Genomic DNA, 13,777 nt, shown 5'->3' with positions numbered 1-13,777 from the left:
TGGTGGTAGTTACACCACCGAACCCAGTTTGAAGATGGGCAGGTACATGGCCACCACCAGGCCGCCGATCAGCACGCCCAGGATGACCATGATGGCAGGCTCCATCAGACTGGACAGCGAAGCGACGGCCTCGTCGACTTCCTCCTCGTAAAAGTCCGCCACCTTGGCCAGCATGGCGTCCAGCGAGCCGGACTCTTCACCGATGGAAACCATTTGCGTGACCATATTGGGAAAGACATCGGCGTTCTGCATGGCGACGGTGAGGCTGGTGCCGGTGCTGACTTCAGTCTGGATCTTGCGTGTCGCATCCAGGTAGACCGCGTTGCCGGCAGCGCCGCCCACGGAGTCCAGCGATTCCACCAGCGGCACGCCCGCCGCAAACATGGTCGACAGCGTGCGGGTCCAGCGCGCCACCGTGGCCTTGCGGATCACGTTACCAAAGATCGGCAGCTTGAGCAGCAGCTTGTCCATGAAGCGCTGCATCTGCAGCGAGCGCTGCCACGCGCGGAAGAAGAAATAGATGGCTGCGAACAGGCCGCCAAAGATCAGCCACCACCACTGCACAAAGAATTCCGACACGGCCATCACAAACAGCGTGGGCGCAGGCAGGTTGGCGCCAAAGCTGGTGAACACCTCCTTGAAGGCCGGCACCACCCAGATCATGATGACCGCCGTGACGATGAACGCCACGGCCAGGATGGACACCGGATACATCAGCGCCGACTTGATCTTGGCCTTCATGGCCAGCGTCTTTTCCTTGTAGATGGCCAGCCGGGTCAGCAGGTCTTCCAGAATACCGGCCTGTTCGCCGGCACCCACCAGGTTGCAGAACAGCGGATCGAAGTACAGCGGGAATTTGCGGAACGCCTGATTCAGGCTGGTGCCGGTTTCAATATCGGCGCGCAGGTCCATCACCAGCTTGGAGACGGACGGATTGGCGTGGCCCTTGCCGACGATGTCGAACGATTGCAGCAGCGGCACGCCGGCTTTCATCATGGTCGCCAGCTGGCGCGTGAATAGCGAGATATCTTTGTCGGTGACTTTCTTGCCCGAGCGGTAAGCCTTCTTCTTGACCTTGGTGACCATGATGCCCTGGCGGCGCAGGGTGACGTTGACCACCGCCTCGCCGCCGGCCCGCAGCTCACCGCGCACAGTCTTGCCGGTTTTATCCTTGCCTTCCCAGGCGAATACCGATTCCTTGACCTGATTGCCCGATGTCGCCATGATCGTCGTCCTATTCGTTGGTACAGCCTAGCACTTCTTCCAGGCTGGTCAGCCCGGCCTTGACTTTGACCAGGCCGGACTGGCGTAGCGACTTCACGCCTTCCTGCTCCGACTGGGCGGCGATGTCCATGGCATTGCCGTGGGCGAGTATCAGCGCTTCGATCGCTGGTGTGATCGGCATGATCTGGTAGATGCCGACCCGGCCTTTGTAGCCGCCGCCGTTGCAGCGTTCACAGCCGACCGGGCCGTAGGGTTTCCAGCTGCCGTCCAGCTCTTCCGGCTTGAAGCCGGCCTTGACGAGCAGGTCGGGCGCGATCTCCACTGGCTGCTTGCAGGTGCACAGGCGGCGCGCCAGGCGCTGGGCGGTAATCAGGATCACCGACGAGGCAATGTTGAACGGCGCCACGCCCATGTTCATGAGGCGCGTCAGCGTGGACGGCGCATCGTTGGTGTGCAGCGTGGAGAACACCATGTGGCCGGTCTGCGCGGCCTTGATGGCGATATCGGCGGTTTCCAGGTCGCGGATCTCGCCCACCATGATGATGTCCGGGTCCTGGCGCAGGAAGGACTTGAGCGCCACTGGAAAAGTGAGGCCGGCCCGGTCGTTGACGTTGACCTGGTTCACGCCAGGCAGGTTGATCTCGGCCGGGTCTTCCGCCGTGGAGATATTGATGCCGGGCTTGTTCAGGATATTGAGGCAGGTGTACAGCGATACGGTCTTGCCGGAACCGGTTGGCCCCGTCACCAGCACCATGCCATACGGGCGTTCGATGGCGTCCAGCAGCAGCGCTTTCTGGTCGGGGTCGTAGCCGAGCGAATCGATGCCCATTTGCGCCTGCGTGGCATCCAGAATCCGCATCACGGTTTTTTCGCCGAACAGCGTGGGCAGTGTCGAGATGCGCAGGTCGATCGTCTTGGTGGGGGAGACGATCAGGCGCATGCGGCCGTCCTGCGGTATGCGTTTTTCCGAGATGTCCAGCTTGGCCAGCACCTTGATGCGCGACACCAGCTTTTCCTTGATCGAGATAGGCGGCTGCGCGTGTTCGATCAGCACCCCATCGACACGGAAACGGATGCGGTAGAACTTCTCAAACGGCTCAAAGTGCAAGTCGGACGCGCCCAGGTTGACCGCGTCCATCAGCATCTTGTTGAGGAAGCGGACCACCGGCGCGTCTTCGACCTCGTTGGCGGCGGCTTCGGCAGCGTTGACGGACGCGGCCGGTTCTTCTTCCTCCGCGAATTGAATATCCGCCTCTTCACCGGCCAGGTCGGCGATGCTTTGTTCGCTGCTCTTGTTGATACGGGCCAGCAGTTGCAGCAGGGCGTCGTGCGCGACGATGACCGGCTCCACCGTGGACTCGGTCTGGAACTTGATCTGGTCCAGCGCCTGCGTGTTGGTGGGATCGGAGATGGCGACCGACATCTTGTTGCCGCGCTTGGACAAGGCCAGCACGCGCTGCGTCTGCATGAGTTTGTTGTCGATGACCTTGGGCGGCAGCGCTTCAATGCTGAGCGCGCTCACGTCCATGAGCGGATAGGCAAAGGTTTCGGAACAGAAGGCGGCCAGCGCCTTGGATTCGATGGCGCCGCTGGAGAGCAGCACGTCAATAAAGGCTTGCTTCTCCGCGACCGACTTTTTTTGCAAGGCCTCCGCCTGCGTGGCGGACAGGCGTCCGGCCTGCATCAATGCCCTCGCCAACCCCGGCATCGGGGTGCCTGGCGCTGCGTTCGGAAGGACTGCTGCCATAGTAGCGTCTATCACATGGGGGAGAGCGGATCAAGGAATGATGCTCTCGGGCATCACTTTTGTAAAGCCGTTTGTCGCCATCGAGAAACGATTGTACTCCGCTCTGCCGCGTGCGCCCACGCGTTTGGCGTAGCTAGCGCCTGGCCGGCTGTCGCAATTTGACGACTTTGATGGACTGATCGTGAACCTGCACCACCTCAATGATGCACTGGTCGACCTTGATGCTGATGGGCGCGTCTGGAATTTCTTGCAACAGTTCCAGCAGCATACCGTTCAGGGTCTTGGGACCGTCGAGCGGGAAATTCAGGCCCAGACGCTTGTTGACGTCGCGCAGCGGCGTGGTGCCGTCCAGCAGGCACTCGCCATTGCCGTCCCAGCCGAAGCTTTCCGCCTTGCTGGCGCTTGGCGTGGACGTGGTGAATTCACCGATCATCTCTTCGATGATGTCATCCAGCGTGACCAGGCCCTGCACCTCGCCATACTCGTCAACGATGATGCCCAGACGTTCCTTGTTCTCCTGGAAGTACTGCAACTGCGTGAACAGGCGCGTGTCTTGCGGGATGAAATACGGCGTGGTCAGCAGCTCGCGCAAATGGTCGGTGGTGAGTTCGTCTTCCTGATTGAGCAGGGCCACAGCCTTGCGCACATGCAGGATGCCGATGATGCGGTTGATCTCGCCTTCATAGACGGGCAGCTTGTTGTGGTAGCAGGTGGTCAGCTCGCGCATGATCTCTTCGACCGGCATCTCCAGATCCAGCGCTTCGACTTGCGCGCGTGGCGTCATGATGTCCTCGACCGAGATGGTTTCCAGGTCGAACAGATTAAGCAAAATGCTCTTGTGCTTTTGCGGAATGAAATTGCCGCCTTCCAGCACGATGGAGCGCAGCTCTTCCGGCGACAGGCGTGGATCGTGCGCGTGCGAACCGGCCTTGATGCCGAACAGCTTCAACAGCATCGACACGAACAGATTCACAAACCAGATGATGGGTTTGGAAACCGACATCAGCGGCTTGAGCACCATGCTGGTGGGCTGGGCGATTTTTTCCGGGAAGGTGGCGCCGATCACCTTGGGCGAAATTTCCGCAAACACGATGAGCAGGAACGCCACGGCGCCGGTGGACAGCGTGATGACGTTGTCGTCGTGACCGAACGCCTGAATGGCAATCGACGTGACCAGCGCGGTAGCGGCGGCGTTAAACAGGGTGTTGGCGATCAGCACCAGGGACAGCAGTTTATCGGTACGGTCGAGCAGCCACAGTGTCGTGATGGCACGCCGGCTGCCGCGTTTGGCCTCGTGGCGCAGGCGATAGCGGTTTGCCGCCATCAAAGCGGTCTCGGCCATCGCGAAGAAAGCCGAACAGAGTATCAGGAGGAAGAGTGCAAGGAATTGCACCCAAAAGGGCACGGTATCCAAGGGTCACCGTAAAGAATCTTGCATGGGGATAGTAATCAAGGCAACAGCTTTGAATTCTAAGGCAATGATGGAACGCATGCAAGTTCCTGGGGATTTAGAAAAGCTCGTCGAGTTGTTCGAAGAACTGGCGTCTGGAGGGGGAATCGGGACGATCAAGGTTTTTCAGGAACTGGGTGGCGGCTTTGGTGGAGAGGTCTTCACGCAGGTTGCGGTGGATGAAGGCGATGTCCAGCCAGCGGTCGGCTTTGCCACCGCGGCCCAGGTCGATGAAGTAGAGTTCGTCTTTGTCGGTGACGAAGATGTTGCTGTCGCCCAGGTCGCCATGGGAGAAGACCAGGTCTTCCTGCGGGACGGTTGCATGCAGGTGGGCGAGCAGGTCTTGTGGCGTGGTCAGCCCAGGCCACGCTTCGAGATCATAGTCTTGATCGATCAGGCCCTGGCTGACCAGGAACGCCAGTTCGCGCAGGCGTACGGCGGCACTGGCATCGAACGGGCAGTCAGCAATAGCGATGGATTGCAGTTGGCGCAGTGCGGTCTGGAACAGTTCGGTAGACAAACGCTGGGCCAGTGGCACCCCCGGCACGGCGCGCGTAATCATGTATTCCTGCCGCTCGTCTTGTGCGGTGAGAACCACCTCGGGCACATTCACTTTGCCAGACAGCCATTGCAGCACGGCGGCCTCACGCAGCACGCTGTAGGTAGTGGATGCGTAGACCGCTGGCGAAGTCTTCAAGAAATAAAGTTCGTTCGCGCGGCGGAAGCTGTGAACCGCGCATGGCGATTCACCTATTGGATCACGCTGCAGTACGGCGTCGCCGATGAAGTGGTGTATGGCTGGGGGGAGCATCAAAGTCTCCGGTGTCAGTGGCGCCGTCGAATGCACAACGGCGCCAGGGAAAATCAGCTATTGGTATCCCACAGACCGCCAGGGCTGTTGTAGCCATAGTTTGGTGGTGGCAGGTCCGATGGCGGGAGGATGTAGGGATCGATGATCTCAGGAGGATAGCCAGGATCATCGTTGCCAGTACCGCCCGAAACCAGATTCAACTCATCAATGCTTAATTTACGCATGTTTTCTCCATTGTAACTGCATTAAAAAACCACCAATTGTTTGATGGCGCCATTTGCCCTTTAAGAGGGAAATTCAGTTTCCGTGGCAAGCCAGCCGCGCTGCGATTCCGCAAAGGCGCTGAGCGGCAAGCGGAAATGTGCGTCATGCGGCACCGCCTGTTCCGGCGGGCGGTGGCGCTGACGATCGAAAATGGTCACGTGCCGCACTGCACCTTCCTCATCACGCCGCAGCCAGCGGATTTCGCGCTGAGCGGCAAACTTGTGATCGCGCAGGTAGCGCATCACGTCGTGCGCATGTCCGTAAGGGGCCACCAGGTCCATGATCCATAGCTGCTCGCCTTCATTCCATTCGCTGTAGTGAAGCAGCACATTTGGATCGTGTTCCAGGCGATGCGCTACATCGGGCGCGAGCCAGGCCCAGGTGAAATAAGCAACGGCGCGTCCCTGGCTGTCGAAGGCGAACCAGATTTGCCGGTGGTTGATGACAGGCTCTATCCATGCCTTCAGGCAGGCGACGGGATAGCTGCGGTATGACGGCGTCTGATACATCAGTCCCGCCACCAGGCCCAGTTGTTCGGCGCGTATATCCATGGGGTTAGTGTCGTGTGGTGGCGATTGCCAGGATGCGGTCCAGCGTGCTGCCCCAGTACTGGCGTATGGCAGTGGCGCACGGCAGCTGATGAAAGAAGGCGAACGTGATGTCTGTATCGCTGGAGCGCATCAGCCAGCGGCCGCTGCCTGCGTCAAATTCGACTTGTTCGCTGCCCCTTTGCCATATCAGCGAGCGCAAGCCCGTGCTGCTGCGGTAGACCATCTCGGCGTCGTCGCTGCACTCTTCGACCCATTGCTGAATGGCTGGCCCGGCGCTGCCCGCGCTCAAGTGGTCGCAGCGGTCTATGATGTTTTGGCGATACAGCTGTGGCATATTGCGCGCCTGGCGCATAGCGTTCAGCGCGCACAAGGTGCGCCATGCTGGTGTTGCTTCGCCCATGATCAACTGGCTCACGGCATCGTAGGCCGCGACGATGGCCGCGGGGATTTCGCTGATGATGGCGCAGCGGCAGGCCAGCGCGGGGAGCCAGCGCGATAGCGGATTGGTGCCGTACACGTCGAGATTGGCGACATTGGGCGCGAATGGTTTTTCCACGCCACGGCGGGCCGCCGCAATTAGTGCGTCTGCCAGCTGGATGCAGGCAGGATGTGCGTGATGCGGTGCCAGCAAATCTTGTGGAAAGCCGGCCAGCTCCACAAAACCCGTGCGCAAGGCAGCGAGGTAGTGCTGTTCAAACAGGCGCTTCAAGACAGTAGCGCGCGGCAGCGCGGCGGGTTCTTCGCGGTAGTATTTGCTCACCGAGAAGCTCAGATTATCGATGACTGTGAGCAGTGCAAAATGCTCTTGCCACAAGGTCGGCACCGGCGGCGGCAAGCCATAGGACTTGGTGTTGGCATAGCTTGGCAAAGCGGCGACGGTGCCGTAGTCCAGCCAGCGCCCATCCAGTGCGAGGTTGGATGACGTCAGCGTGCCGTGCATCAGGCGTTTGGCTTTTGCTGCCGCTGCCTGCTGCGCAAAGCGCTTGACCATTTCGGCCAGGCCGGCATGCAGCCGTGTGGTGTGATCCAGAGCTTGCCATGTTGCGCTGCTGGTCTCCGCCGGCATGGGCAAAAACTCCGGCAACTGGTTGACTGCACTACGTACCCGTTCGGTGTCCGATCCCAGTTCGCTGCCTGGCGCGGCGCGGAACAGCACGGCACGTTCGAAATGGGCGGGGCGCAGCGCGTTGTCGCGCACGGCCAGCGCGCGGGCGGTGGTTTGTTTGCTGCCCTTGGGACCTTTGATCCAGCATTGTGTGCCGGTCAATATCAGTGCAGGGCAGCGCGTTGCGCCATGCGGAAGCGCACGCTGCAGCACTTCGCCCCAGATGACTTCAGTCAGCGCATGCGATAGCGTAAAGCCGCCGTGTGAATGCCAGAAATCGGCGCGCTCGCCGGCCAGCTGGTTGCGGCCGATGCCCTTGACCTGAAAGCGCCCATCCGTGCCGCAGCGCGCACCGCCGCCATTGACGGAGATGCCGGTGCCGCCATAGCGTTCGGCGAAAAAAGTCCGGTGCTCACTGGTGAAGTCGCTGTCCTGTTCGAGTTCGGAGGCGATGAGGTAGGCGTATTGCCCCAGCCAGTCGATGCTGGGGAGACCTGGCTGTACGTAGGCCAGGGTAGCGTGTGCCAGTTGCCGCGTCTGAAAAGGGATCAGCGTCTGGTCGGGAAACCGGGTGTTCAACAGCGTCTTCTCCAAGGCAGGTGGAACAGCACAACGACTTTTTATTGCATTTTTAAGAACGTTTCCATACTATCGGAATGGAAATATTGTTTCAATAAAAATATTATATTTTTATGTATCCAAAAATGTAATTTCATCAAAATGACAGGAGAGGTATGTGGAATATGCGCGCGATCTAGGCCCCTGGATACAGGCACAGCAAGCGAAGGGCAGCAACTTTACCCAGACTGTCGTGACGCTGGCGCTGCAATTTGGCTACGCCGTGCCGGTGGCGCAGCGCATCGTCGAAGCGGTGCTGGATCATGAGGGCAATAGCGGCCGCTTGGTGGATGAGTCCTGCGGACCCGCGATTGATACTGCCTCGGAAAGCACTCATCTTGACCTTGGCGACATCCATGCGCAGCTGGTGTTCGAGCAGTTGGCGCCGCGTATAGTGCTGCTGGATCACTTCATGACCGATGCGGAATGCGCGGCCATCTGCGAACTGGCCGCGCCGATGATGCGGGATGCTGTGATCGCCCATGGTGCCGGCGGTACGCTGCGCAGCGACAGAGCGGTTCGGGATGCGGACAGCGCTGTGCTGCTGAAAGGATCATCGCCCATCGTCAACCAGATCGACAAGCGGATCAGCATGCTCACCGGCTGGCCGGTGAGCCATGGTGAACACTTGCAGGTGCAGCGCTACAGGCCGGACGGCCGATATGCGCCGCATTACGATTTTTTTGAAGCCAATGCCGAGCGTGCCTTGCGTGCGGGTGGCCAGCGCGTGGCGACGTTGATTGTGTATCTGCGCTCTCCGGACGCCGGCGGGGCGACTTATCTGGCCAATCTCGGTATGCGCATCAAGCCGCGCCGTGGCAGCGCGCTGTTCTTCACCTACCCTGAGGCCGATCCGCAAAGCGGCACCCTGCACGCCGGCGACACTGTGCAGCACGGCGAAAAATGGATACTGACCAAGTGGTTGCGTGAACGTGCCGTAGAGAGCAGCGGTCTCAATATCTGAAAATGATGGGCAGAACCGGACGGAAGTCCTTGGTCAGTCCGCGCTTTTCGTTGTCGAAACTGATTTCCAGCAGATGGGCGCTGCCTGGAGTAAATTCGATCCCACTGGCGCGGGCGGCTGGCGATAACGGCGCTGTCGCGGTGAATTTGAGACCGCTAATATTTGTCAGACCATGCGCTGGCTGCAAGGGTTGGCGCCGCTCCACCGGCCAGGCTTCCGGCGCCTTGCCCGTGGCGACGAAAAACCACATCGGCTCCGACAATGGCGCATTGGCGGCAATGCCTATACGCATGCCCGGTGGCAGATAGCTTGGCGCGTAGTCGAAGGTCGCGAAGGCCGGGCCTTCAGCGCTATGGGCGGGGCGGAAGCAGATGCCGAATGGCGATGCCGCACCGTCAGACAGGCGTTCATGCAGCATGGTAGGGCGGGTCTGCGCGCTATGGACTTCCGCCTCATCGGCTATCCACAGCAATTCAATGAACGCGTTGGCGAAAAAGAAGCGCCGGTTCGCCGTGCCCTGGCCGGGATGTACATTTCCCGAGCCTTCAATGAGTCCGAATGCGCGCAGTGCTTCAGCCTCGGCACCGCATGGTTTAACACGGATGAAGAGATGGTCTATTTGCATAACAGGAGTGCGTGGGCGGCGATGGGCGCGCCGTTTTCCTCGCGTGCCGCCAGTGCTTGTGAAGCGAGGACGGTGAAGCCGGTGTCCGCGGCCAGGCGCTGCAGGTATTCCAGCGTGTGGGCGTAGCGGTTCGATGGGCGCAGTACGTAGTCGGCGTCGTCGCCCGCTTCGACCGAGAAGCAGAAGCGGCCGCCGGGGCGCAGCGCGGTGTGGACTGCGCGGAATACTGGCGCCAGATCGCCGATGTAGACGAAGACGTCGGCCGCGACGGCAAGGTCATACGCGGCGTTGCGGTCATCGAGGTAGTCCAGCAGGTCGGCGCAGGCCAGTTCATCGTACAGCTGGCGCTGTGCCGCTTTGTCCAGCATTGGCTGCGACAGGTCGACGCCATCGAGCCGGCGCGAATAGGCGCGCAGGTAGGGGCCGCACAAGCCTGTGCCGCAGCCCAGGTCCACGGTGTTCAGCTCCGATGCCGGTGCGACGTGGCGCAGCAGGGCGTCCAGCACGGCGGGCGTTTGGTAGCCCAGCACTTCGGTCAGATGCTGGTCGAAGTGGTTGGCGTACTGGTCGAACAGCGAGCGGACATAGTCATTCGGCAGCGCAGGCGGCGTTGTGCCTTCGCCCACCGAGGCCAATGCGAAGGCGATGGTTTCGGGATCGTCGCCATGCGCCAGTGCCGCACGATAGGCGGCGACGGCTTCTTCGCGACGGCCCAGCGAACGCAGGGCATTGCCGCGATGGTAGTGGGCCAGTGCGTAATCCGGCTGGTGCTTGAGTGCCTGGTCGTAGCTGTCAAGCGATGCCGCGAACTCGCCCAGCTTGTGCAGCGAGGCGCCTTGCGCACTGTAGGCTTCCGCCCAGTCGGGACGCAGGTGGATGGCGCGGTCGAAGCTTTCCACCGCTTCCGGCAGGTAGCGCAGGCAGTGTAGCGCGCGGCCGCGCGCCAGCCAGGCGTCGGCATAGCGGTCCTTGATGTTGAGCGCAGCCTCGGCCGCGCCCAGGGCGTCAAGATAGCGGTTGAGGTCCTGCAGCACGATGGCGCGGTTGCAGTGGGCTTCGGCGTACTGCGGCTGAAGCTCCAGTGCGCGCTGATAGCTGAGCAGCGCTTCGTCCAGTCGTCCAAGGCGGCGCAGGGCGTTGCCGCGATTGCTCCAGGCAATGGTGTAAGCTGGATTCAGGGTCAGTGCGCGTTCGTGGCTGGCCAGGGCGTCTTCGATCCGGCCGGCGTCCAGCAAGGCCACGCCCAGATTGCAGTGTGCATTGGCCTGCGCACTGTCGATGGCGATGGCGCGGGAAATCAGGTCGATGGCGGTAACGGCGTCGCCCTGCTGGCGGGCGATCACACCCAGCAGGTGCTGGGCATCGAATTGTTGGGGATTCAACGCCAGAACCTGCCGGTACAGCGCCTGCGCCGGCTCCAGCCGTCCCTGCTGATGCAGTTCGACGGCTTGTTGAAGTAAGGATGCGGCCAATGTGTCAGTCATAGTGCCCGCATCTTATCAGACCCTTAATATCAGACGCCTAACTGCCCCGGTACGTGGAGTACGCCCATGGCGATACCACCAGCGGCACGTGGTAATTCTGGTCGGCGTGCGCGATGCCGAAGGCGATGGTCACTTCATCAACAAAACGCGGTTCCGGCAGCGCGACGCCTTGCACGGCGAAGTAGTCGCCGGCGCTGAAAATCAGTTCATACTTGCCCTGTTTCAGTGCATCGCCCTCCAGCAGGGGCGTGGAGCAGCGGCCGTCGCTGTTGGTAACGTCGGTTTTTAACAGCTCCCGGCCCTGCGGCCCCACGGCGTACAAAGCCACTTTGACGCCGGCGCCCGGCTTGCCCTGCGTGATGTCGAGAACGTGCGTGCTGAGTTTGCCCATGATTGGTCCTATATTTGCTCGTAACAGGTATCTATTGTCCAAATCATATACTGCCATGGATCTGGGCATATATGATTAGCGTTATATTCCCCATAGACTTGCCAGCGCCATGACCACTTACGATAACTACCCGCGCGACATGATCGGCTACGGCCCCAAACCGCCGCATGCACAATGGCCCAACAAGGCGCGCGTCGCCCTGCAATTCGTTTTGAATTACGAAGAGGGCGGCGAAAACAATGTGCTGCACGGTGACGCTGGTTCGGAGACTTTCCTGTCCGAGATTATCGGCGCCGCCTCGTTCAGCAACCGCCATATGAGCATGGAGTCGCTGTACGAGTACGGTTCGCGCGCTGGTCTGTGGCGTTTGCTGCGCATGTTCGAAGACCGCAAGCTGCCGCTGACGATTTTTGGCGTGTCGATGGCGTTGAAGCGCAATCCGGAGGCGGTCGCCGCATTCAAACAGCTGGGCCACGAAATCGCCTGCCACGGCCTGCGCTGGATCTCCTACCAGAACATGGATGAAGCCACCGAGCGCGCGCACATGAAGGAAGCAGTGGACATCATCCGCGAGCTGACCGGCAGCGCGCCGCAGGGCTGGTACACGGGCCGCGATTCGCCGCAGACGCGCCGGCTGGTAATGGAGCATGGCGGCTTCCGCTATGACGCCGACCATTACGGCGACGACCTGCCGTTCTGGCAGAAGGTCGATTACTCCGACGCGCAAGGCAAGGCGGCCAGCGCGCCGCAGCTGATCGTGCCGTACACGCTGGATACCAACGATATGCGCTTCGCCGCCGCGCAGGGCTTCAACTCCGGCACCCAGTTCTTCGATTATCTGAAGGACGCGTTTGATGTGCTGTACGCCGAGGGCGACCCGAACGGCTTGAATCAGCCCAAGATGCTGTCCATCGGCCTGCACTGCCGCATCGTTGGCCGTCCGGCGCGCGCGGCCGCACTGGCGCGCTTCCTCGACTATGTGCAAAGCCACGAGCACGTGTGGATCACACGCCGTATCGATATCGCCGAACACTGGCGCAAGCTTCACCCATTTGTAGATTGAGATTGTGATGTCCGAACCAATTCGCTTTTACTTCCGTGGCGCAGTCCAGGAAATTCATCACGCCGCGCCGACGCGCACCGTGCTTCAGCACCTGCGCGAAGACCTGCATTGCACCGGCACCAAAGAAGGCTGCGCCGAGGGCGACTGCGGCGCCTGCACGGTGGTGGTGGGCAGCCTGAACGCGGCCGGCCAGCTGGAGATGAAGGCGGTGAACTCCTGCATCCAGTTCGCGCCTACGCTGGACGGCAAGGCCCTGTTCACGGTCGAAGACATGCAGCAGCCGGATGGCGCGCTGCATCCTGTGCAGCAGGCGATGGTGGAATGTCACGGGTCGCAATGCGGCTTCTGTACGCCGGGCTTCGTCATGTCGTTGTGGGGCATGTACCTCGACAAGGATGGCCAGCCCGCGCAGCGCAAGGAGATCGACGACTGCCTGTCCGGTAACCTGTGCCGCTGCACGGGCTACCGTCCCATCATCGATGCCGCGCATCGCATGACGGAACTGCCGAAGGTGGACTTCGACCGCGCTGCGCTGACGCAGCAGTTGCAGGCCTTGCAGCGCGATGCTGGCGCCAGCTATACCGCGCAAGGACAAACCTTCCATGCTCCGCGCACGCTGGAAGAGCTGGTGGCGCTGCGCGTTGCGCATCCCAAGGCCACCTTGCTGGCCGGCTCCACCGACATCGGCCTGTGGGTGACCAAGCAGATGCGCGAACTGGGCGACATCATTTATCTCGGCCACGTCACGGCGCTGCAGAGCGTGGAGCACAAGGACGGCATGCTGGAAATCGGCGCCGGCGTGTCGCTCAACGATGCATACGGGGCACTGTGCAAGTTGTATCCGCAGGAGCTGGGCGAGTTGTGGCAGCGCTTTGCGTCGCTGCCGATCAGGAATGCCGGCACCTTGGGCGGCAACGTCGCCAATGGCTCGCCGATCGGCGACTCCATGCCATGGCTGATCGCGCTGGGCAGCGAGGTGGTGCTGCACGGCGCCGCCGGGCGCCGCGTGCTGCCGCTGGAAGCGTTCTATCTCGGCTATCAGAAGAAGGATTTGCAGGCTGGCGAATTTGTCGCCGCAGTGCGTGTGCCGCTGCCGCGCGCCAACGTGACATTCCGTACCTACAAACTGGCCAAACGCTTTGACCAGGATATCTCGGCAGTGTGTGCGGCGTTTGCATTTACGCTGGACGGCAACACCGTGGTTGACGCGCGCATCGCCTATGGCGGCATGGCGGCGACACCTTGCCGCGCGCCACGCGCCGAAGCTTCGCTCACCGGCTTGAGCTGGAGCGAAACCAATCTGCGCGTGGCGATGGATATGCTGGCGCAGGATTATGCGCCACTGTCGGATATGCGTGCGTCGAACACTTACCGCATGCAGACGGCGCAGAACCTGTTGCGCCGCTTCTGGCTGGAGACGCGCGCCGATGCGCCACTTGCGGCCGATGCCGTCAACGCCTTCGCTTGCCGCGCCTGAAAG

At 61.2% G+C, this 13,777-nt stretch carries 13 protein-coding genes; 3 read left to right on the top strand and 10 right to left on the bottom strand.

Going from position 1 to position 13,777, the window contains the following annotated elements; genetic code table 11:
* Positions 1-9 precede the first annotated feature (9 nt).
* The 7 genes from BUA36_RS13255 to BUA36_RS13230 all read right to left on the bottom strand — a co-directional run bounded on the left by BUA36_RS13255 (position 10) and on the right by BUA36_RS13230 (position 7,731).
* Complete coding sequence (locus BUA36_RS13255; RefSeq protein WP_072785195.1) at positions 10-1,224, bottom strand: type II secretion system F family protein; 1,215 nt, start codon at positions 1,222-1,224, stop codon at positions 10-12.
* 10 nt (positions 1,225-1,234) lie between these two features.
* Positions 1,235-2,971 carry a type IV-A pilus assembly ATPase PilB gene (gene pilB / locus BUA36_RS13250; RefSeq protein WP_072785194.1) on the bottom strand — a complete coding sequence of 579 codons (1,737 nt, stop codon included), beginning with the start codon at positions 2,969-2,971 and terminating at the stop codon, positions 1,235-1,237.
* Between the two features lie 133 nt (positions 2,972-3,104).
* Entirely contained in the window at positions 3,105-4,385 is a 1,281-nt protein-coding gene (locus BUA36_RS13245) for an HlyC/CorC family transporter (protein WP_072785193.1), read from the bottom strand.
* Positions 4,386-4,479: 94 nt separating this feature from the next.
* Positions 4,480-5,232 (bottom strand): APH(3') family aminoglycoside O-phosphotransferase, encoded by a 753-nt coding sequence (locus BUA36_RS13240; RefSeq protein WP_084560144.1) that lies wholly within the window; start codon positions 5,230-5,232, stop codon positions 4,480-4,482.
* A 53-nt stretch (positions 5,233-5,285) separates the two neighbouring features.
* On the bottom strand, positions 5,286-5,456 hold the full coding sequence (locus BUA36_RS30740; RefSeq protein ID WP_167544292.1) for a hypothetical protein: 171 nt from the start codon (positions 5,454-5,456) through the stop codon (positions 5,286-5,288).
* Positions 5,457-5,516: 60 nt separating this feature from the next.
* The gene (locus BUA36_RS13235; RefSeq protein WP_072785188.1) at positions 5,517-6,047 is read right to left on the bottom strand and encodes a toxin-activating lysine-acyltransferase; all 531 of its coding nucleotides are present in this window, start codon (positions 6,045-6,047) and stop codon (positions 5,517-5,519) included.
* A 4-nt stretch (positions 6,048-6,051) separates the two neighbouring features.
* Positions 6,052-7,731: a protein adenylyltransferase SelO family protein gene (locus BUA36_RS13230; protein ID WP_167544291.1), complete on the bottom strand. Its 1,680-nt coding sequence runs from the start codon at positions 7,729-7,731 to the stop codon at positions 6,052-6,054.
* Positions 7,732-7,888: 157 nt separating this feature from the next.
* Here BUA36_RS13230 and BUA36_RS13225 point away from each other — a divergent pair, with 157 nt between their 5' ends.
* Positions 7,889-8,734: a 2OG-Fe(II) oxygenase gene (locus BUA36_RS13225; protein ID WP_072785184.1), complete on the top strand. Its 846-nt coding sequence runs from the start codon at positions 7,889-7,891 to the stop codon at positions 8,732-8,734.
* Here BUA36_RS13225 and BUA36_RS13220 read toward each other — a convergent pair.
* From BUA36_RS13220 to uraH, 3 genes are read right to left on the bottom strand one after another with little or no spacing between them, the layout of a single operon-like run.
* Positions 8,724-9,359, bottom strand: coding sequence for a VOC family protein (locus tag BUA36_RS13220; protein WP_072785182.1), 636 nt, complete (start codon positions 9,357-9,359; stop codon positions 8,724-8,726). The genes BUA36_RS13225 and BUA36_RS13220 overlap by 11 nt on opposite strands.
* On the bottom strand, positions 9,350-10,843 hold the full coding sequence (locus BUA36_RS13215; protein WP_072785180.1) for a tetratricopeptide repeat protein: 1,494 nt from the start codon (positions 10,841-10,843) through the stop codon (positions 9,350-9,352). Before BUA36_RS13215 ends, BUA36_RS13220 begins: the two co-directional genes overlap by 10 nt.
* A 37-nt stretch (positions 10,844-10,880) precedes the next feature.
* Entirely contained in the window at positions 10,881-11,234 is a 354-nt protein-coding gene (gene uraH / locus BUA36_RS13210; protein WP_072785178.1) for a hydroxyisourate hydrolase, read from the bottom strand.
* Positions 11,235-11,343: 109 nt separating this feature from the next.
* Between uraH and puuE the strand changes: the two genes are divergently transcribed.
* Both puuE and xdhA read left to right on the top strand, forming a co-directional pair.
* Positions 11,344-12,297, top strand: a complete 954-nt coding sequence (puuE, locus tag BUA36_RS13205) for an allantoinase PuuE (RefSeq protein WP_072785176.1) — start codon at positions 11,344-11,346, stop codon at positions 12,295-12,297.
* Between the two features lie 7 nt (positions 12,298-12,304).
* Positions 12,305-13,774: a xanthine dehydrogenase small subunit gene (gene xdhA / locus BUA36_RS13200; RefSeq protein WP_072785170.1), complete on the top strand. Its 1,470-nt coding sequence runs from the start codon at positions 12,305-12,307 to the stop codon at positions 13,772-13,774.
* The last annotated feature ends 3 nt before the right edge of the window (positions 13,775-13,777 follow it).

Source organism: Duganella sacchari, from assembly GCF_900143065.1.
In the GTDB taxonomy this organism is placed as follows: Bacteria; Pseudomonadota; Gammaproteobacteria; order Burkholderiales; family Burkholderiaceae_D; genus Rugamonas; species Rugamonas sacchari.
This window is presented reverse-complemented; position numbering and strand designations above follow the sequence as displayed.

Bases quoted from the DNA above. Each gene is read 5' to 3' on its own strand.
- BUA36_RS13255 (WP_072785195.1), bottom strand. From the start codon at position 1,224: ATGGCGACATCGGGCAATCAGGTCAAGGAATCGGTATTCGCCTGGGAA.
- pilB (WP_072785194.1), bottom strand. From the start codon at position 2,971: ATGGCAGCAGTCCTTCCGAACGCAGCGCCAGGCACCCCGATGCCGGGG.
- BUA36_RS13240 (WP_084560144.1), bottom strand. From the start codon at position 5,232: ATGCTCCCCCCAGCCATACACCACTTCATCGGCGACGCCGTACTGCAG.
- BUA36_RS30740 (WP_167544292.1), bottom strand. From the start codon at position 5,456: ATGCGTAAATTAAGCATTGATGAGTTGAATCTGGTTTCGGGCGGTACT.
- BUA36_RS13235 (WP_072785188.1), bottom strand. From the start codon at position 6,047: ATGGATATACGCGCCGAACAACTGGGCCTGGTGGCGGGACTGATGTAT.
- BUA36_RS13220 (WP_072785182.1), bottom strand. From the start codon at position 9,359: ATGCAAATAGACCATCTCTTCATCCGTGTTAAACCATGCGGTGCCGAG.
- BUA36_RS13215 (WP_072785180.1), bottom strand. From the start codon at position 10,843: ATGACTGACACATTGGCCGCATCCTTACTTCAACAAGCCGTCGAACTG.
- uraH (WP_072785178.1), bottom strand. From the start codon at position 11,234: ATGGGCAAACTCAGCACGCACGTTCTCGACATCACGCAGGGCAAGCCG.
- puuE (WP_072785176.1), top strand. From the start codon at position 11,344: ATGACCACTTACGATAACTACCCGCGCGACATGATCGGCTACGGCCCC.
- xdhA (WP_072785170.1), top strand. From the start codon at position 12,305: ATGTCCGAACCAATTCGCTTTTACTTCCGTGGCGCAGTCCAGGAAATT.